Below are 19289 nucleotides of genomic sequence, written 5' to 3'. Positions count from 1 at the left end.
GATATGTTATCCCTAAATGAAAGAGGACTATTCATGTTTATACCGACTACACTGAAGGATGCACCTGGTTTAGATGCAGAGCTTTCTGTATGGAATGCGATTTCTCAGGCTTTTGATCAGCAAACGACCTTGGCTATTCATCAGTTTCCAATGTTCTTTTCAAATGGAGCTGGGCGACGAGAGATTGATATTTTAATTATCAATGAGCTCTTGGGCGTTTGTGTTATAGAAGTTAAAGGAATCAAGATTGACCAAATTACGTCGATTCAGGGGCATCAATGGTCGTATACCAATTTCTATGAGGCACAAGGAAATCCATATAAACAAGCAGAAAATCAGCTGCATATGTTATGTAATCATTTAGAGAAGGATCCACTTCTCTATCGCCGTTTAAGTAAGCGTGTATTTGTTGCCCTTCCTTATATATCCGAAAAGCAGTGGCAGGAACGCGGATTCCATAAGCAAATCAATGTGCCTCTCCCTCTATTTAAAGAGGACTTAACAGATTTGAGCCAATTATTACGGAAACTCCAAAATTTTGCTTTGTCAGAGGCTAAAGGGAAACTAAAAAATCTTGAACTAATGAAGGTTTCGGAAGAACTTGGTATTCAAACAACGAAGGCACAGAAAGTTGTACTGGGATCACGTTCGTCTTTCTCTCATCTATATATCGTGCAGACGACTCAGAATTTTGAAGGGTACAAGAACGATATTTCCAACGCTTTACGTAATGGTACAAAAGTTTATTTGTTGACCTACAATAATTTAGATCTGTCCGACATTGCTGACTATGAAAAGCATAAAAAAGAGTTTCATTTTGATGTTTATAAATCTGAGAGTTCTACTAAGAATCCTATTCTTTCAAACTGCTTCGTTGACGGTGAACATGTTACAAAGGACCTGCTCGAACAGCTGGCTGAACATTTCCCCAGCTTCAATGGTGGACAGTACAAAGCAATTCATCAGCCCATTGGCGAAAATCAAATCATTACGGCCGGAGCAGGTACCGGAAAAACACATGTAATGATTGACCGTATCTTATTTTTATTGATGAATGGTGATATTCCGTTAAAGCTCGTTACGATGATTACTTTTACCAATGCCTCTACAAATGAAATGAAAAAGCGTTTGGAGAATAAATTTATTACTCTATACAACCTTACCGGGCAAACGCGTTTCTTACAGTTCGCTGAGGATGTAAAGGATATGCAAATCAGTACCATTCACTCATTTGCACGTTTTATTTTAAAGCAGCTCGCTCATGAGATGGGCTATGGCCAAAACGTTCAACTCGGAAGCTATAAATTTGAGAAGAAAAGAATTATCCATGAATTGATGGATCAGTATTTTTCCACACGACCTATTGAAGAGTTTTTGAAAATAAAAGTGATGGATTATGAGTTTATTGATCTTGTATACGACATGTGGGAAGAGATGGAGAAGAAGGGTTTGACGGCCGACGAAATAAAGAAGATTGATTGGGGCGATGCGTCAGCCGAAGAGTCCGCACTTATCCAAGAAGTGCTCAAATATATTTTCAGCCAATGTGAGACGCGTTTAGATGAATTAAAGCGAGCGGACAACAAAATCACGATGGGTGATTTAATCCGAAAGCTTAAGCTGCTTACAAACAGCAGGGATATAATGAAGCAACTGTCGAAGGATCATTTTATATTCGTTGATGAGTTTCAGGATAGTGATTCTGTGCAAATTGAACTATTAGCCAGCTTACAAACCTATCTGCAGTATCGGTTGTTTGTAGTAGGGGATGTGAAGCAGGCCATCTATCGATTTCGCGGCGCTGATTACAAGTCATTCCTGGAACTGCAGAATGCAACTACGGGTGCTACATACGAAAAGACCGAATTACAGCTTAACTATCGGAGCTCGGCTTCTCTTTTAGATAAAATGCATCAATTGTTTGAACGCTGGCATAAGGAAGGCTGGCTGACCTACGAAATAACAGATCGGTTACAAAGTAATAAACCGGCGCAGTTTCCGAATAATGATTGGCATGTGTCAAAAGATTATAAGAACGATTTTGAAAAAGCTTTAGCGACGCTGCCGGATAAAAAGGATAAAATTGCTTTTATCGTCCGAACTAATCGTCAAGCCAAGAAAATTAAAGAATACTGTGTATCCAAAAACATTCCGACATCTGAAAATTTAGATGGTACGTTCTTTATTAGTCCGCCTGTACTCCACTTAAAGGCTTTGCTTGATGGTTTATTGTATTCGCATGAGCCGAAGTTTTTATTAAACGCTCTGCAAACGCCCTATTTTGGATATGCTGTGCCGCATCACGTGGTTATACCTTTTGGCGGCCATAAGGAGAGTATTACGTCATTTATTCATGATCGTACCGAGAATGAGTTTAAACAGTATGTGCTGCTATTACGTACGCTGTCGCCAATGACGGTCATTCAAAAAATTATATATGACAAAAAGCTGTTTGCGCGTTTACCTCAGTATTTAGAGCAGCAGCTGTTTCATGCAAACAAAGAGACTGCTCCTTCAAAGGAAGAGATTGAGCTTGCTGTACTGCGGTATACAAAAAATTTGCAGCATCTAATGGTATTAATAGAGAGGAATTTTTCATCTCAACATGTCACACTTCAAATCTTGCGTGATTGGCTGGAGCTTCAAATTAAAACGAACCGCACTGAAAATGAGCCGCTACTGGAGCAGGACAAAGCCCAGGTAGAAATAACAACAGTCCACCGTTCAAAAGGACTTGAATATCATACAGTGTTCTTGCCCATTACCGATACCCCGTTTAATGCGGTTGAGCAGCAGTACTTCTTGGAGGAAGCTTCTGAGCAAACTGAAAAAAGAGCACAGCGAAGATTTGGTTGGAAGATTACCTGGGATAAAAAGCAGCCTGATAAACCACATATCAATAGTCATTTCGAGGATTTAAAAGAGTACGAAGACAAAGAGCAACTTAAGGAAGAAACGCGATTACTATATGTTGCACTCACAAGAGCAATGCAGCGTGTGTACATTACGATGCCAATTCGTAAGAAGTTCTCTAATGAAAGTTGGGCTTATATCTTAAAGAGCGGTGGATTGGAGGCGTTCCAATGAATGTAAAAGTGCATACTTACTCACAGCCTAAGGAATGGGCACAGCATCCACAGTATGCATCCTTTCCAGATGCCATTCATATTTGTGCTACAAATAATCAGAGGAAAGGAATAAAAGCTTGCTACGGTCACGATTTAAAGCATATATATTCCTTCCGTGAATTTATAAAAAGTTTGTATCCCAATTGGTATAGTGGCGAAACAAAATTCCAGCAGTATTTACGCTTATCGGGAATTATTGCTAATTTAACGGATGTCCAGTTGGAGTTAAAACAGGCGTTTCGCTTAAATGCAATGGATATCTTGGATAGCATTCGTTTTTTTGTGGAAGCGAATATCAAGCCTCCAGCATTACAGGATGGTTGGCTAAAAACAGAAAAAGAGCGTGTGTTTAAGAAGGTTTGGGACAGCTTCATCAAAGAAGATGCACCAAGTCAAGGACATTATCAAACATTAGACCGGCCTATATTAATAACTTCTATACAAAAAGCCATCAGCAGGTTGTGTAAAGAGCCTGATATCCAAATCAATGGCGATATTCATATTGTGCTGCACGGTTTTTACTTTGTCACACCGGAACAGCAGATTATATTAGAAAATTTGCGTAAGACGCAGATTCGGATTACCTTTTTCCATTACTTTGATGGCCGCTATACCAATACCTTTAATTTTATAAAGGCGTTTGTAACAGATCGTTTCGGCTGGCCGTCTCCTGAAGAGTGGATATACGACTCTGCAACTCCGGAAGATACAACGAAAAGTGCACGGACGTTTCTATCAGCGTATGAAAACAAGCCGAATAAGCCGGAGGAATTGGCAGAGGCTATCACGGGTTACGCATCTTTTTTTGATTTTTTACATGATGTAATTTTGCCGAACTTCCCAATTGATAGTGAACAGGATAATAAGGCCGTTGCTCCTAATATTATATCGCCGAATGCAAAGCAACTCAATGAACTGCTCCTATCTTATTACCCTGAGTTAAATCCAAAAAAGCGAAATTTTTTATCCTATCCGATTGGTCGTTTTTTAGTGAGCCTGCATCAAATTTATAATAATGGGCAACTGGATTTAACAGATGAAATTTTGACGGATCTGTTTTCATCGGGCTGGTTAACCGGCAAATCTTTAAGTAATAATGCTCAAGATTACACATATGATCTGCAGCAGCTGTTCCCTTATTTGGAAGGCTGCACAGAGATAAAAAGCTGGATCTCTCGGTTAGAACAGCTCATTGAACAGGGTATGATCATTGAAAAGGCATTCCCGATAGGCGAGGAAAATCGCATTCTCCGCAGTATGCGCAGTCCTTTTGCGAAAATTAGCCATTTTGCCGTGCCGCATGACCGTGTGAAGCAGGTGAAGATGTTTATTGAAAGTATTCAGACGATGACTAAGGCTTTATTTGACCAGTCTGAATCGAAGAATACTATCGATGTTCATTTCAAGCGTTTAAAGGACATTTTAAAAACACATGGCCAAGGAGTTTCCCTTATTGCAGATGAAAATGAAAAGTTATTAATCCAAGAGCTTGGGCAGAAGCTTGATCACATTCAGGATGATTCGGAGTTTTTATATGATGATATCCAAACAGCGCTGCATTTTTATTTGAGCGGTAAGCTTGATGATGAGGATGAAAACTATATTAGTGGATTTATAGAAATTGACGGAGAAATGTTTAAGCCTCAAGATCATGCCATCTACCTGACAGGACTTGATGAGAATTCATTACCTCTTGGGGGACAAAGCATCCCTTGGCCGCTACAACCTGAAACCTTTGAGCTGTTAAGTGAACAGCATACTGCTCTTGAGCTGCTTACCATTCGCAGTCGTGCGAATAAGTCTATTTCACGTTATTTATTTTTCATTGCGCTGAATCTATCACCACAGCAGTTAAAATTATCGTGGATTAAAAATATATTGGATCAGGATGAACTGCAGCCAGCACTGTATATAAAACAGCTTGGTTTGCAAGCGGTCAGTTTTACGGTAGCATCAGCAGATACTGGATCTCCCTTACCGCTTTATGATTTTTCTCAAGAATCGATCCATCCGAATGAGATAGCAGCTGCTTGGGAAACATTGGGTTTCCAAGATTTCCTTGCTGAGTATAAGTCATGCCCAAAACGCTTTTATTACAGCTACATTACAGATGAATATCCAACGTTTTCAAATGATTTCATACACCAATTTATGTTCTCAGAAATTGTCCGTGTTGTAAGAAGAGGGGCCAATGTTGATTTTGGAACTGTTCTACAAGAAGTGAGTCCATTATTTCCACAGTGGCTTGATTTTAAAAAGCAGTTCTCAGTGAAAAAAGTATTTCAGTACAGGCTAGGTAGGCCAGGGGAAAAGACAGTAGTATCTGAAACTTATTCATACACGGAAACTCGTAAAAATTTCCAATTCCCTGGATTTAAAAAAGAAGATAGAGATGAATTATTTGATGAGACGAAGGCTTCCCTTGAAAGTATAGTCGGCGAAATTGAGGCTGCAGAAAATCAGATGCTGCCTGCAAAACCTGGATATGGCTGCCGCTTCTGCCCGCATATCGACTACTGCAGCGACGCCGTGTTCCCAATAGATTTGCGTAAGGAGAATAAATAACAATGAATTTATCTTTTTGGAAGCAGGTAAGTACAAGCTGGCAGTCTGTACAGACGGAAGCAGTTGAGGCTGCCGTTAATATAGAGCTTCTTCGTAATGTCTTGCGGAAAGATATTGCCAGCAGTAAGGGAGCCGACTCAATGATTGAGCCATCTTTAGAACTTACAAATGACGACGATTTTTGGGGGGGGGCTTTAGGTGAAGAGAGATATTACGTATTCTGCACAGCAGAAGGAAATTATAAATTACTCAGGTGATCAATTATTGATTCGTGGTATTGCTGGCAGCGGAAAAACGTTAATACTGCTTGAAAAAGCACGTGATGTTGCAGCGAAGCATCCTGACGAAACCGTAGCCGTATTTTCATATGGAAGTGCGTTAACTGCCTCTGTTATTAGGCAGCTGGAGAAATACAAATTACCGAATTTGACAGTTTCAACTTTTCATTTGTGGGCAATGAAAAACTATTTTAAAACGTTTAAAAAAAAGTTCTATTTAGAGAATTTTACACGCCAAATGCTGCTCGAGGCAATTGAGGGGGTAAAGCAGGAATATCCTAAACATCGTTTTGTGAATAACAAAGATTTAATTACTTTTATAGAAGAGGAAATAGGCTGGATTAAAGGCTCGGATCTATGTGAATTTAACATGTATGATAAAGCCCCTCGCAAAGGCCGAGGTGGGAAGGTTCGCCTTTCTGTAGAAGATCGTAAAGTGATGTATAAAATTTACGAGGCCTACCAAAAGCAGCTGGATTACCGCATAGATTATCATGATTTTGGCCTTCAAATGTCACGACAATTGGGGAAAATCCAGGAGGAGTCAAAGTTTGACCATGTATTTATTGATGAGGCACAAGATTTTACAAAGGTCAATATGCAGGTGCTGTGTCACATTGCACGTAAGTCCTGTGTAGTCGGTGCAGATCAAGGACAAAAAATATTTACGACTTCTTTTACATGGGAAGGCGTTGGATTAAATATTAAAGGTGGTCGTACAAAGGTACTGCGCAATTCATATCGCTCAACCAAGGAAATTATGGAGCTTGCTTACAGCATCCAGGAAAAGGACGAAATTTCTAAAGATGAGGAATTTACTCGTCCAGACCTACCAACAAAAAAAGGTCCTAAGCCAAAAGTGTTTTATACAAAAGGGATTGAAGAACAAAAGAAAGCACTATTAGAGGCAATTGAGCTAATTCAAAAAGAAGATCCTGAAGCTACTATTGGTATATTATCGCGCAATAAAAAACATATGAAGCGTGTAGTGGATTTACTAGATGGGGTAAAAAAGAAATATCATTTCATCAAATCACCATTCAAAAAAACTGATCCAGATCTAATTGGTACCCACCATGATCCTGGTATCAAGCTGACCTCATTTCATACAGCCAAAGGATTAGAATTTAAATATGTATTTATTACGGATTTAGTCGATCCACCCACAGAAGAGAGATTAGGAGAAGACTTCGATTGGAATATTGAACGTCGCTTATTATATGTCGCTATGTCGCGAGCCATGCAAGTTTTAAACCTTTTCACTTACGGGGATCGTCACTTTTTATTAGATGAACTTGGTAAAGCGTACTATCAGAAAATAGTTATTTAACAATCTAAAAAGCCGCTCAAGAGCCGTATTTCTTCAAAGATATTTTGGTAAGGATACAAATTGTTTTTGTATGAATTTAGAGAAGGAGGACCGTAAAAGAATAGAGACGACCAGTTTCTGCAAAGGGCAATCACTGATCGTCTTTTAATCTGAATCTATGGAATGAATTCCGTGCGATAGGTTGGTATAACCTTGTGTTAGCAGTTATGCTACCTTTAGATCTCTGTTTTTGAAGAACCACGTATGATTAATTTTTACGAACTCCTGAAAATATCTTATAGCTGCTACCATTAAATTTTTTGCCATCGCTATTAATGGTTAAATGATGAGCAAAATAATAGGTTGTCCCAATTGCAGTATCATCAGATATTTTTCTGCAAGCTACACCAGTGGAGAACATTGCTTTTAGCCATGTTTTGGTATAGTTATAATGAGCTGTTTGAAAAGGGGGGCTCGTAAGACGATTCGTCTATCAGCAGGTGCCGCCGAAAACGAATATAGCCTTACGACTTGGATTGCAGGATTTGGTCAATGAGAGCGACAACTGTCAAATCGATTACGATTTGAATTTGGTGCACAGTGAACCGTCCATAAATGAAATCGACAGCTTCGGGAGGAACAATTGGGGGGAAGTGTTGAAGTTATACAATTTTTAGAACGCCGGCTTTGCTACACAGTTCGATTATTTGTCGCCAATCAAAACCTATATGCCGTCAGGAGATAAGCCAGTGAAATTTCCAGAAGTTTCGAGAACGAAATAAAAATGAACGGGTGTTTGGAGGATGAATCATGAGGGTTAAAATATTTCTTATCGTGACTATATTGTCTGCCTGTTTGGTTGGATGTAGTAATGTATCGGTATTAAAAAATCAAGATTATGGAATTGCAAAGAATATCGCTACGGTTGAACCATCAATGGATGCTGGAAAAGAAGATAATCTTATTCCAAGTAATACATCTGAACCTTTTGTAGGAAGTAAGGATCTGGATAGTGAAACTGAGAAGTTCTTCTATGGAACTTGGAAAGTTGAAACCTTTTAGGATTTGCGAATTCCTATAATGATGCTTCTGAATATCCAACAGGGCAAAACGTTATTGGTAATGAACTTATAATTAATAAAGATTCCTTTTCATCAAAAGGGTTTGAACACTATCCTGTTTATCAATATGAGCTAGAAGCTCCACTCTATAACATTACAGAAGTACATTATAATAATGACTCTTTTTATAGAGTTTATAAAATGGATATGCCGAGTTTAAGGATGAATGATGAAGTAAAAGTATTAAGTATCTCCGACTCTTCTACAGGACTTGCTATACCCGTAAGTTTTTTGGATGTGAATAATGACAGACTTATCTTGATATTAGAGGCAACACAATTTGAACTGAAAAGAGTTACTGAGTAAAGGTTATGCCAATTGGTTAACGGTGAACGGCCCTTGACAGAACCATTCAGCATTGTTTCACCTGAGGCGTTAAGTCGAAGAGAGGATGTACTGATGATAAGTTTTTAATAAATTGAACCATGGTTTTCTGATAATTAAGAAGGACCATGGCGTGCAATTTGAATGGGTGGATTAATGATCGATGAAAGGCGAATTGTAGAAGAGACACGAAAATACCTGTTTGTCGGTTCGAGTATAGACGGAATTCAATTCGGGCTTTCTGCCGCGACAACAAAAATTCACTTTACTCATTATGATAGGAATAGCGATGAAATAGGCAATAAAAGATGTAACTAGAGAAGAGAGAGATAAGGTTATTGCAGACTCCTAAGAGCCTGCATCGGGACGGCATGATAATAATCTTGCTCTTAGCTTTGGATCGGTAGCATAAATATAGAGTCCATGGATGCCACGTTTCATTAAAACATTGAGCGAATTCAATATGATCTCTTCTTTAATCTGTTTTATTTTCTCATTGGAGAAATCAGTTCGTGAGGTAAAGGCACCTACGTCCTTGTACTTAGTGACGTAAATTAGAATTTGATCTGTTTTCTCATCGTATCCAATGGATGGGCCAAGGATTACACCAACATAATTCAAGTCAAAACCCTGGATCGTATAAATAGAACCTACTTCTTGAATAGTATGAACTTCTTCGGCCCAAGTAGTATTGTTTCTCGTTATATTCCACGGCATTTTCAGACCATCAGCTTCTACGTAGTATATCTCCCCATCCTTTTTATGTTCATAATCAAAGGTAGATACCATTCTGGATAAACCAAATTCCTGATTCTTGTCTTCAATCGCTTTCTTCAATTGATGTATGTCACTGAAGATTTGTAGATCATATGCATTATTGCTTACTGTAGGAATCTTGACAAGCTTCTTAGAAAGAAAACTGTCGATCCAATTTATGATTTCTGGACCTGCATCCATTCGAAATTGGTCGGTTAACAGGAATTTTTTGGTGTGATATTTCTCTGTTATTTCATTTAGCATTTGTTTATTCCAATAACTTTTAATCTTGAGAACCTGCCTCGGATCAAAGATTACAATAGTTACAGCACTTCTTTTAATGATCTCCTCCAATTGATTCGCATACCGGAAGTTGTTATAAGAGTCTTCTTTAGTTAAGAGTAAGTGTGCTTCATCTACTAATACAATATTAGCTGGTTTGGTATTTGGATCAACTGTTTTGTTTATGAAAGATGTTGGTTTCAAAAAGTTTTTCTTTTTCAAATTAGGGAGACTCTTAGCTATACTTTGATAGGTTTTTAACATTTCGCTATGATTTACCAATAAGTAATTATTTGTACCATTCAAATTGGAGCTATCATCGTTAGCATAATCTTGAATAGTGTTAAATAGAGAACTTAATAATACACTTTTGCCTGTGCCTGCGTTGCCTTCAATTAATAGTACGTGAGGAGTAGTTTTTTTAGCGTGCTTTTTGCAAAACTCGATAACCGAATTTTTTACTTCTAGTTGCTGTTCCGAGAGCTCTCTATACGGAGAAAGCTTATACGTATCCTTATTTCTTAAGTTCTCAAGTGTTTGCTCTACAATATGTTCTTGCTTCAACCTTTTCCATATTTGCATGAATATTTCTTGGTTGTAATATTCCTTTTGGTAATAATTGTGCATCTGGGTTTTTACTGTTTGGCTTACATTTTGGAGTTTAAATTGATTTTCAGCAATAAAATAATTAATTAGATTGGTCTCGATGTTATAAGTGGCAGATTGATGAAACCTCTCGTCCCCAATAATTATTGTTTGATTATGCATTTTGCGTTGTGGATTTTTAAGGTGCTCATTTAGTCGTCTCTTCACGTGAACAGTTTGTCCAATATAAGCTTGGGACAACTTTTGATTATAAAGAATATAGATGACTGGATGATTGATTAAATAATCTGCTTGAATGTGATCAGAATCCCACTTATTAAAGCCTATTTTCTCAAAAACAAGTTCACTCGCCATTTTAGTCTCCTGCATGATTGGATTTTCATAGAGATTGAATACAAAGCTTTGCTGTTCCAATATTTGCAATCAACTCCAAAATACTTAAGTCATTTTTAGACTAATGACTTTTACAGAAAAGAATGTTTATGTATGAAGGGAAAATAACAAAGATAACCTAAAAGAGCTAGTGCACTATTTTAAGACCCCGCTTACCTCTTTTACAATCCTCATCATAGCCTCAATTTGCTTAATACTTAAGCCGCTCACAGCAACCATATACTCATCAACTGCCGCTCGTTGAGCAGCTTCAACCTCATTTTGTTTATCGTAATTCTGAAAAAATTCACTTGGCTGAACCTTTAAGGCTACCACAATTTTCTCAAGTGAATCTATAGAGAAGTTTCGTTCCCCTCGTTCTACTGACCCTATATAAGCATCATCCAGATTTGATAACTCCGCAAGTTTTTGTTGGGTTAAGCCCTTTGATTTCCGAATATCCCTTACTCTATCTCCAACCAAGTTGCGTAACTTTGTCATTATTATTCACCTCTCCTAAAGGGTAGGAGAGTAAAGGTATAAATAGCAGGGATTCATAGGCGGTAAAATTTATTGAAAAAACTTCTTATGAGTAGTATATTTTATTTATTCTACTACTTGCATATGAATCGAGAAAGAAGCTTTTTCTGGAAAAACCCTTTATAAGGAGGTTATACCTATGCACCTCTCAATTCTTAAGTCCTTCAACCCAGATTTTCTTGTCGAAATGCTGGAAACTGCGCAGTACTTCGAACAGTGGAACAAGTTGCTATACACTGCAGATATTTTGCATAGCTATGCCCAGCGTATTTATGAAGAGCGGTTGTACTGTAAAGTGATGGGGGTGACGATCCCCTCAGTTAAGATGCAACGCCCTCTTGTTTATTATTTTGGTTTCAGTCAACAGATGCGGGGAGTTGCATATCAGCATCTGGGGGATTACGAGCAGGCCAGGGATAGTATTTATAGATATGTAGAACTTGGGTGGTTAGAGGACTTAGGAACGGAGGGGCAAGAAATTGCTTGTGAATTTCGATATTTGGCAAAAGTGAATTTATATGCTGTAGAGATTTTATCTGGAAAAATAGAACTCTTGGATGAGTATGTTCGCTTTCTTCATACCTATCCAAAGGGATTGCTTGATGGGCTGGTTGTAATTATGAAAACTGCAATTTGTTATGGATTGAACGTGGATGAGCAGTTGAACCACTTAACTGATGATATAAGTGAAATCAAATCAGTACAGGATAATACCACGCAGTTGAAGTACAGAAGGTTTTGTTATCTAGTGAATTTATATAATATGCGGAAGGTCTAATATAGTTGTCTACCTTATTTAGTTTGACTATTCCTGGTCTCCATAATATTCTTAATTAAGAAGCGTATAACAAGGCCAAAGCGTGGCCATGAGTGACCATTCAGAGGCGAATCCTAGGTAAGGGAGAATTGCCTCTTTTGCGTTCTTTACTTATTTATCATGACAGGAGCACACAGATGAGAGAAGAGCTTTTAAAACAAATCTTGGCCTTTCGAGACAATAGGAACTGGGAACAGTTCCATAATCCGAAGGATTTGGCGATTTCGTTGAGTATTGAAGCGTCTGAATTGCTAGAAATCTTTCAATGGAAGTCTTCCGAGGAAGCAGTTCAGTCCAAAAAGGAACAGATCGCCGATGAAATTGCAGATGTACTAGTGTACGCAGTGTACTTAGCGCAGTCGTTAGAGCTAGACCTTGAAGACATAATACTCGCTAAGCTGAAGAAGAATGAAGCCAAGTATCCAATTGAAAAGGCGTTTGGGAAGAAAGAAAAATATACTGATTTATAGGGGAGCATGCATGATCATTTGCAGCAGCTGTGCACTAGCTTTGCGGGAGAAAGTCGATAGCAACCAGCTAACAGTGGAAATTGAGAATGCATTTATCAAATGGGGATGCTGCTCAGTGCCGGGGAAGAAAAGCCTGAAATCGAGAGTATCTGGAAGACTAAGCCTTTTGTCATCCTGGCGGGGATATCGGGAACAGGGAAGACTCGGTTGGTGAAGCTGTTTGCAGAAGCTCTTGGTGCAACGGGGACTAACGGACAGTTTACCTTGATCCCAGTGCGGCCGGATTGGAGTGATCCTGCGGATCTGCTGGGGTACAAGGATCTTTCGGGCAGGTTCAAACCGGGTCCGCTTACGGAAGTATTAGTAGAGGCGCGGAAGCAGGAGAATGGACATAAACCATATTTTATCTGTTTGGATGAGATGAATCTGGCGCGGGTAGAGCATTATTTCAGTGATCTGCTAAGTGTGCTGGAAACACAGGACTGGCAGGAGGGTAAGATCCAGACACAGGATCTCATATCTTCTACCATGCTGGATACGCCTGAGGATCAAGGGAAGTTTGGCAGCCTCGGTATCCCGGAGAATGTGTTCTTAATCGGGACTGTGAATATGGACGAAACGACACATCCTTTTAGCAAAAAGGTACTGGACCGAGCCAACACACTGGAGTTCAATTACATCAATTTGCAGCAGTACCCGGACATGAGTGAGCAGGAAGAGACGGACCCCGCTGATCTTGCCGAACTGAATCATCTTTTTCTGCGCTCCGATTATTTGCAGCTAGTGGATGCTTATGATGCCAATAAAGAGCTAGTTGTCCGGACGACAGAGAGATTGGTTAAGATCAATGCTCTGCTTGAGGATGTCCATGCTCATGTAGGTTTCCGGGTACGCGATGCGATTTGCTTCTATATGATCTATAACGAACGGTATAAGCTGATGAGTGAAGAAGAAGCTTTTGACTGGCAACTGCTGCAAAAGATACTGCCGCGCATTCAAGGGAGCCATTCATCGGTTCGCCGGGTATTATTGAACTTGATGAAAGAGGCTCTGGGTACCAGATCTGGTGTTACAGTAGACTTCCCAGCTTTCATGGATGATGCTATTCCACTGTATATGAGATGGGCTGCTGGACAAACTCCCCCTACAGCCAAACATCCACAAAGTGCGCGTAAATTGGCTTTTATGCTTAGGAGGCTGGAGGAAGATGGATTCACCTCATACTGGCTCTCTTAATCAGGCGATAGAATTGCTCCGTGTAGAAACGGAGCTTTTTACGCTTTTTCTTCAAGGAAGGCCATATCATCCTACTGTGGAGACCTTGCAGCTTCATCGTTCTTCTAGTCAGGAGTGGGTAAATGCTCAGTTTGGGATTACATGCTCCGAACGGCTTGGTAATGTTCAGATTAAAGTGTTTTCTCCTGAAGCTCACGGGATGGTGGGCTGGCAGCCGGGGGAGTCTGTTTTTCCTTGTTTTTATGAGACACAGTCGTATGAGCTGGTGATCCAGAGGAAGACCGCTGCTAACCTCTCTTTTTATCATGACAATGTGCTGCTTCGGCAGGCAATTAAGCCCCTAGGTGAGTCTATTCTTGCGGGTGTGCTGAACTTTGGGAATGAGGTCGGTTTGACGGAATGGGAGATCCGCAGTTCGGGACAGGCTTTGCTGCGGGTAGAGATGGAGATCTTCCCCTCTAAAATGGATTACAAGCTGGATTACCAGAATATTTTAAATGAAGTGAATGAGCAGATTTATAACTTGGCTTTTGATTTTTTGCGCAAAACCTACCAACTAACAGGCTTGCGGGAGACGCAGCATCAGAGCCTGACGGAGTTTTTCACCATACTTCAGCATGTGTTTAGACAGCTCTTGGATGCCGTTGAGCGGATTAACAAGAATCCCAATTACGCTCTGCTTCAGGACCGCCGACTAATGGATGCTAATCGGGTCAAAAAGGCAGGAAGAGAGAACATCCGCGAGCTCGCGAAGCATCCCGAACGATTAAGAGAAGACATGAACCATGGATTCTTGACCATCGGCAGCCGAAATTACACAGCCACACATTTAATGGAGACACGAAGACGCCTCGCCTATGATACTAATGAGAATAGGTTCATCCGCTGGATGCTGGAACGCATTCATGGAAAGCTGAAAGAGCTCAAGGGTCGCTGGAAGATTAAAAACCGAACCCCAGATCCATTACTTATAAAAAGGTTAGACAACATGCTCACTCAACTAGAGCGGGTGCTCAAGATGGATTTTTTGCGTGAGGTTGGAGTACTGAGGCAGATGTCCGTTACACTGGTGCTGCAGATGGCCCCTGGATACCGCGAGGTCTATCGCTGTTATCTATTGCTGCTCAAAGGCTTGTCGATCCAAGGTGATCTGCTGCGCCTGTCTATGAAGGATGTCGCGTAGCTCTATGAATACTGGTGCTTCCTCAAGTTGAATCAGCTTCTGGGTCAGAAGTATAAGCTGGTGAAGCAGGATATTATTAAGGTGAATCGGAATGGTATTTTTGTTACACTTGACCGCTCGCAGAGTGCTAAGATGGTGTACGAGAATCCAGTTAACGGAGAGCAGTTCATCCTGTATTATAATGCGATTCCTAGCTCGGATAAGGCACCGACGCTCAATCAGCGTCCGGATAATGTGCTGACACTGAAGAAGAAGGATGCTGGCAAAATCAAAGAGTATAAGTATGTTTTTGATGCGAAATACCGATTAAATCCGGCTTATGAAGGGACTTCCTATCACCGCACTTATAGGCAGCCTGGTCCTGAAGAGGATGACATCAACACCATGCACCGTTATCGGGATGCCATTGTGTATCAGGAGAAGGGATCGGAAGAATATGAGCGAAGCATGTTTGGCGCCTATGTTTTATTCCCCTACCCGGATGAGGAGCGGTATAAGACCCACCGATTCTACAAAAGCATCGAGCTATTGAATATTGGCGCTTTGCCATTCCTACCGAATTCTACAAGCCTAGTGGAGCGATTCTTGGATGAGATTATTCAGGATAGTCCGGAAAAAGCTTATGAACGCTCGACTCGTCCACGCGGCACGAAAGAATACTATACCAACCAACTCGCGGGCAAAAATGTGCTTGTTGGTTCTGTCCGGGGACCCGAACAAGTGGAGGTGGCGCTGCGGAAAGCTTTTTATCATATGCCGTTAAGGAATCTTGCAAACCAGAAGATCCTAACGCAAATTGAATACGTAGCGATGTGCCAATCCCGCAAAAAGTTCATTGATCCTGCAAAAACGGGGATTCACTGGGTAGGGAAAGTAGCGGATTGGAAGGTGCTGCGGCGTAATGAGATTAAAGAGGTTCCTTGTCGCCCGGGTACTGAAGAAGATCTGTATGTACGATTTACGGTCGAGGAATGGAAAGCAATTACGTCTCCTATCATGCTAGGTGGTCAAAGAATACAAACGGTGCTCTATACGAGTAAATATATTCTGGATCGTGCCTTGGAAATCGCGGAGCTTCGCTTAGAAACGGAGGGAGATCTTCGTGAATGGCGTGAGAAACGCCGAAGGGGTAGAGTGAAGGTGAAGTTGGATCATGACCAGTATGTGGACTTGGGAAAGGTTGTTGAAGTTCGGAATATTTAAGGTTAGTGAACATGAAGTAAGGTTTGTTTAGTTAATTCCATAATTATGAATTTATTGTTGACAACCCCAGCGGATTAAAATATAGTAATCCCATCAGATTAATACAAATTATTGATGTTTAAATTTTAGTGATCGTGAGTACGAAACGGAATATGCTGACTGGTTCAACCAGAGGCTCAGGGGACAAACGCTAGTCGTTGTCATCTGAGCCTTTTTGGCGAACAATCACTTTCCCGTAATAATAACTAAAAGAGGTGAAGTCAATGGCTGCTGCTGAGAAAATCAGATTTGAGAGTGTCACCAAAACGTTCAGTGTCCGAGATTCTAAGCAAAAGGAGGGAACGCAGCAATTCACGGCGGTAAAAGAGTTGGACTTTTCCGTAAGAAAAGGTGAATTCATAACGATAGTGGGGCCAAGCGGGTGCGGTAAGTCAACTTTGCTTGATTTGATTAGTGGTTTATCATCCCCCACACAGGGTCGCATTTTAATAGATGGTCACACAATAACAGGTCCAGGGCTTGATCGAGGTATTGTGTTTCAGCAGTATGCTTTATTTCCGTGGAAGACCGCGCGTGGCAATATTGAATTTGGGTTAGAAGCAAAGGGGATTCCGAAGCATGAACGTAGCGAACAGGTTGGGCATTTTCTTTCGTTAGTTGGGCTTAGTGATTTCGGAGACCGTTATCCACATGAGCTTTCCGGGGGGATGAAGCAGCGTGTAGCCATTGCCAGAAGTCTTGCCTTTAACCCAGATGTCTTGTTAATGGATGAGCCTTTTGCCGCACTGGACGCCCAAACACGTGAATCCCTGCAAAGTGAGCTTTTACGGATTTGGCAGAAGACCCAAAAAACCATCATATTTATTACGCATGGCATTGATGAGGCCGTTTATCTTGGGGAGCGGGTAGTCGTACTGACACCAGGGCCCGGGACGGTGAGGAAGATTGTAGATATTCCGCTTCAATCACGATTGGAAGATGCGGATATTCGCTCACATCCTGATTTTGTGAAGGCTCGACATGAGGTATGGGGTTATTTGCATGAACCTGAATACAAAGGTGCATATATTTAATCTATAAAGGGGGGATTCCCATCGAATCCGTTAAGTCTGTTCATTCAACGTTACAGCTAAAGAAACGAAATCCTATTTCTTTTTCCGGCGTGCTTAAAGTGTTTAAACAGTCTATTGTTTTAGTCTTATTGTTCTTACTATGGGAAATCGCACCACGGGCGGGCTTAGTTGACGCAGCATTTTTCCCACCTATTTCTGAGGTAATCACCGCCTTATGGAATTTGATTGTCTCAGGTGAGCTATTCACTCATTTCTTAGCGAGTATCATTCGCTCGTTCAGTGGATTTGCATTAGCGTTAGTGATTGCGATCCCGTTAGGATTACTGATTGGCTGGTATCCATTGGCCCGAGAGCTGTTAAATCCAGTGTTGGAATTGTTCCGAAATACGGCTGCGCTCGCTTTACTTCCGGTATTTATGCTGCTGTTAGGGATTGGTGAAACCTCTAAGATTACAATCGTCTTATTTGCTTGCACATGGCCTATTCTTCTAAATACGATTGCTGCTGTAGGTAACGTTGATCCCTTGCTTATAAAAGCGGCCAAATCCATGAATATTAAGTCGTTTAAGTTATTTCTAAAGGTGATTTTGCCGGCATCCGTGCCAACTATTTTTACAGGGATTCGAATGGCAGGAACAGGGGCGATATTAGTGTTGATTGCTGCAGAAATGGTAGGGGCAAAAGAAGGCTTAGGCTATTTAATCACTTATTCTCAATATAACTTTCAGATCCCTCAAATGTACGCCGGTATATTAACCATTGCTTTGTTGGGTTTGCTAATCAACCAAGGCTTGACCATGCTCGAGCGTAAATTTTCTAAATGGAAGCAACCGGTGAATGAATAGAAGGATGATTTTGAATGATATTTTTTTGGAATAATACCAACTAAACAAATTGAATTAATTGTACTTAAAACAATCTAAAAAGGAAGAGTGGCGGAGGGAAGTTTGGAACTGTAGCTCAGAAAAATACAATTCATTTGGAAAAGGAGAAGCGAGATGAACAAAACAGTAGCACTGCTTATACTTGTAGGCTTGGTTAGTGGTATTTTATCTGGCTGCTCAGAGGGGAAGTCCTCCGCCAAAAGTGGAGAAGATCAGATCCTGCAATATCAGTCTGCACCTGGAAGTGTGTCTTTCCCAGAGCTGGCCGACGATTTAGGTTACCTAGGAGATTTGAAGTTAGAGTCTATAGGTGATAGCGTGGGTGGTCCGGAAAGTATTCAATTAACCGCGACGAAACAAATTGACTTTGGTGCAGCATTCAATGGAGCCATTATTAAATCCTACGCCAAGAATGTAAAAATAAAGTCCGTCATTGGCTCCTACGGCAGTGATAAAAATACGTATGTAGGTGCATATGCCCTCGAGGGGGGAGCTATAAAGTCGGCTAAAGATTTTATTGGTAAAAAAGTAGGGGTGAATATTCTCGGTGCCCATTCGGAATTCGTCATTAAAGATTATTTACGCCAAGGCAACTTGACCGAAAAGGAAATTGAACAAGTAACCTTAGTGACAGTTCCAAGTTCTAGTGCAGAACAGATTCTGCGAAATCATCAGATCGATGTGGTTATGTTAAGCGGGATTGCCCGGGATCGGGCTTTAACAACAGGTGGGGTCGCAGAAATTTTTAAGGATATTGATGTGTTTGGCACAGAGTTTACTGCGGGTGATTATTTCTTTACAGATCAGTATATCAAGGAGAATCCGAATACCGTCAGGCAATTTGTAGATGGAGTGGCTAAGGCGATTGAATGGGCACGAACCACACCTAGGGAGGAAGTCATTAAGCGATTTGAGGAAATTATTAATAAGCGTGAACGAAAGGAAACCACGGATAATCTTAAGTTTTGGAAGAGTACAGGCATATCTGAAGAGGGCGGCGTCATTACACCATCGGAATACGATGTTTGGATTGATTGGCTTGTGGCAAATGGGGAGCTAAAGGAAGGCCAAGTGAAGCCGGAAGAGTTATATACGAACGAATTTAATCCATTTGCTAAATAATTTTTTATATGAGTTGAATC

The 19289-nt window shown here is 40.6% G+C and carries 13 protein-coding genes and 2 pseudogenes; 13 read left to right on the top strand and 2 right to left on the bottom strand.

Annotated elements, in window-relative coordinates; genetic code table 11:
- The first annotated feature begins 3 nt into the window (after positions 1 to 3).
- The 5 genes from MKY14_RS23920 (at position 4) to MKY14_RS23900 (ending at position 8342) form a co-directional block, all read left to right on the top strand.
- Entirely contained in the window at positions 4 to 3087 is a 3084-nt protein-coding gene (locus MKY14_RS23920) for a UvrD-helicase domain-containing protein (protein ID WP_340977517.1), read from the top strand.
- Positions 3084 to 5693 (top strand): hypothetical protein, encoded by a 2610-nt coding sequence (locus MKY14_RS23915; RefSeq protein WP_340977515.1) that lies wholly within the window; start codon positions 3084 to 3086, stop codon positions 5691 to 5693. Before MKY14_RS23920 ends, MKY14_RS23915 begins: the two co-directional genes overlap by 4 nt.
- A gap of 2 nt (positions 5694 to 5695) precedes the next feature.
- Entirely contained in the window at positions 5696 to 5950 is a 255-nt protein-coding gene (locus tag MKY14_RS23910) for a hypothetical protein (RefSeq protein WP_340977514.1), read from the top strand.
- Positions 5892 to 7301: a 3'-5' exonuclease gene (locus MKY14_RS23905; protein WP_280753629.1), complete on the top strand. Its 1410-nt coding sequence runs from the start codon at positions 5892 to 5894 to the stop codon at positions 7299 to 7301. Before MKY14_RS23910 ends, MKY14_RS23905 begins: the two co-directional genes overlap by 59 nt.
- Positions 7302 to 8090: 789 nt before the next feature.
- A complete protein-coding gene (locus tag MKY14_RS23900; RefSeq protein WP_280753630.1) occupies positions 8091 to 8342 on the top strand; it encodes a hypothetical protein in 252 nt (83 codons plus the stop codon).
- 731 nt (positions 8343 to 9073) lie between these two features.
- Here the strand turns inward: MKY14_RS23900 and MKY14_RS23895 are convergent.
- Both MKY14_RS23895 and MKY14_RS23890 read right to left on the bottom strand, forming a co-directional pair.
- A complete protein-coding gene (locus tag MKY14_RS23895; protein WP_280753670.1) occupies positions 9074 to 10723 on the bottom strand; it encodes a DUF2075 domain-containing protein in 1650 nt (549 codons plus the stop codon).
- A 174-nt stretch (positions 10724 to 10897) separates the two neighbouring features.
- A complete protein-coding gene (locus MKY14_RS23890; protein WP_280753631.1) occupies positions 10898 to 11242 on the bottom strand; it encodes a helix-turn-helix domain-containing protein in 345 nt (114 codons plus the stop codon).
- A gap of 178 nt (positions 11243 to 11420) precedes the next feature.
- On the opposite strand from MKY14_RS23890, the gene MKY14_RS23885 reads away from it, so the two are divergent.
- The 8 genes and pseudogenes from MKY14_RS23885 (at position 11421) to MKY14_RS23850 (ending at position 19269) form a co-directional block, all read left to right on the top strand.
- A complete protein-coding gene (locus MKY14_RS23885) occupies positions 11421 to 12059 on the top strand; it encodes a DNA-binding protein (protein WP_340977512.1) in 639 nt (212 codons plus the stop codon).
- Between the two features lie 176 nt (positions 12060 to 12235).
- On the top strand, positions 12236 to 12568 hold the full coding sequence (locus MKY14_RS23880) for a nucleotide pyrophosphohydrolase (RefSeq protein WP_076128503.1): 333 nt from the start codon (positions 12236 to 12238) through the stop codon (positions 12566 to 12568).
- 153 nt (positions 12569 to 12721) lie between these two features.
- Positions 12722 to 13804: pseudogene (locus MKY14_RS23875) on the top strand (McrB family protein); the annotation flags it as partial.
- Positions 13776 to 14987, top strand: a complete 1212-nt coding sequence (locus MKY14_RS23870; protein WP_340977511.1) for a DUF2357 domain-containing protein — start codon at positions 13776 to 13778, stop codon at positions 14985 to 14987. The pseudogene MKY14_RS23875 and the gene MKY14_RS23870, both read left to right, overlap by 29 nt.
- 12 nt (positions 14988 to 14999) lie before the next feature.
- Positions 15000 to 16190 (top strand): annotated as a pseudogene (locus tag MKY14_RS23865) (nuclease domain-containing protein); the annotation flags it as partial.
- A 263-nt stretch (positions 16191 to 16453) separates the two neighbouring features.
- Entirely contained in the window at positions 16454 to 17263 is an 810-nt protein-coding gene (locus tag MKY14_RS23860) for an ABC transporter ATP-binding protein (RefSeq protein WP_248549468.1), read from the top strand.
- A gap of 74 nt (positions 17264 to 17337) precedes the next feature.
- Positions 17338 to 18108 (top strand): ABC transporter permease, encoded by a 771-nt coding sequence (locus tag MKY14_RS23855; RefSeq protein ID WP_340978057.1) that lies wholly within the window; start codon positions 17338 to 17340, stop codon positions 18106 to 18108.
- A 153-nt stretch (positions 18109 to 18261) separates the two neighbouring features.
- Positions 18262 to 19269 carry an ABC transporter substrate-binding protein gene (locus tag MKY14_RS23850; protein WP_340977509.1) on the top strand — a complete coding sequence of 336 codons (1008 nt, stop codon included), beginning with the start codon at positions 18262 to 18264 and terminating at the stop codon, positions 19267 to 19269.
- Positions 19270 to 19289: the final 20 nt, after the last annotated feature.

This window comes from Paenibacillus sp. FSL R5-0887, assembly GCF_038002305.1.
GTDB classification, from domain to species: domain Bacteria; phylum Bacillota; class Bacilli; order Paenibacillales; family Paenibacillaceae; genus Paenibacillus_AQ; species Paenibacillus_AQ odorifer.
This window is presented reverse-complemented; position numbering and strand designations above follow the sequence as displayed.

What these genes read in the sequence shown, in the direction of transcription:
- MKY14_RS23920 (WP_340977517.1), top strand. Translation starts at nt 4, where the DNA reads ATGTTATCCCTAAATGAAAGAGGACTATTCATGTTTATACCGACTACA.
- MKY14_RS23915 (WP_340977515.1), top strand. Translation starts at nt 3,084, where the DNA reads ATGAATGTAAAAGTGCATACTTACTCACAGCCTAAGGAATGGGCACAG.
- MKY14_RS23910 (WP_340977514.1), top strand. Translation starts at nt 5,696, where the DNA reads ATGAATTTATCTTTTTGGAAGCAGGTAAGTACAAGCTGGCAGTCTGTA.
- MKY14_RS23900 (WP_280753630.1), top strand. Translation starts at nt 8,091, where the DNA reads ATGAGGGTTAAAATATTTCTTATCGTGACTATATTGTCTGCCTGTTTG.
- MKY14_RS23895 (WP_280753670.1), bottom strand. Translation starts at nt 10,723, where the DNA reads ATGGCGAGTGAACTTGTTTTTGAGAAAATAGGCTTTAATAAGTGGGAT.
- MKY14_RS23890 (WP_280753631.1), bottom strand. Translation starts at nt 11,242, where the DNA reads ATGACAAAGTTACGCAACTTGGTTGGAGATAGAGTAAGGGATATTCGG.
- MKY14_RS23885 (WP_340977512.1), top strand. Translation starts at nt 11,421, where the DNA reads ATGCACCTCTCAATTCTTAAGTCCTTCAACCCAGATTTTCTTGTCGAA.
- MKY14_RS23880 (WP_076128503.1), top strand. Translation starts at nt 12,236, where the DNA reads ATGAGAGAAGAGCTTTTAAAACAAATCTTGGCCTTTCGAGACAATAGG.
- MKY14_RS23870 (WP_340977511.1), top strand. Translation starts at nt 13,776, where the DNA reads ATGGATTCACCTCATACTGGCTCTCTTAATCAGGCGATAGAATTGCTC.
- MKY14_RS23860 (WP_248549468.1), top strand. Translation starts at nt 16,454, where the DNA reads ATGGCTGCTGCTGAGAAAATCAGATTTGAGAGTGTCACCAAAACGTTC.
- MKY14_RS23850 (WP_340977509.1), top strand. Translation starts at nt 18,262, where the DNA reads ATGAACAAAACAGTAGCACTGCTTATACTTGTAGGCTTGGTTAGTGGT.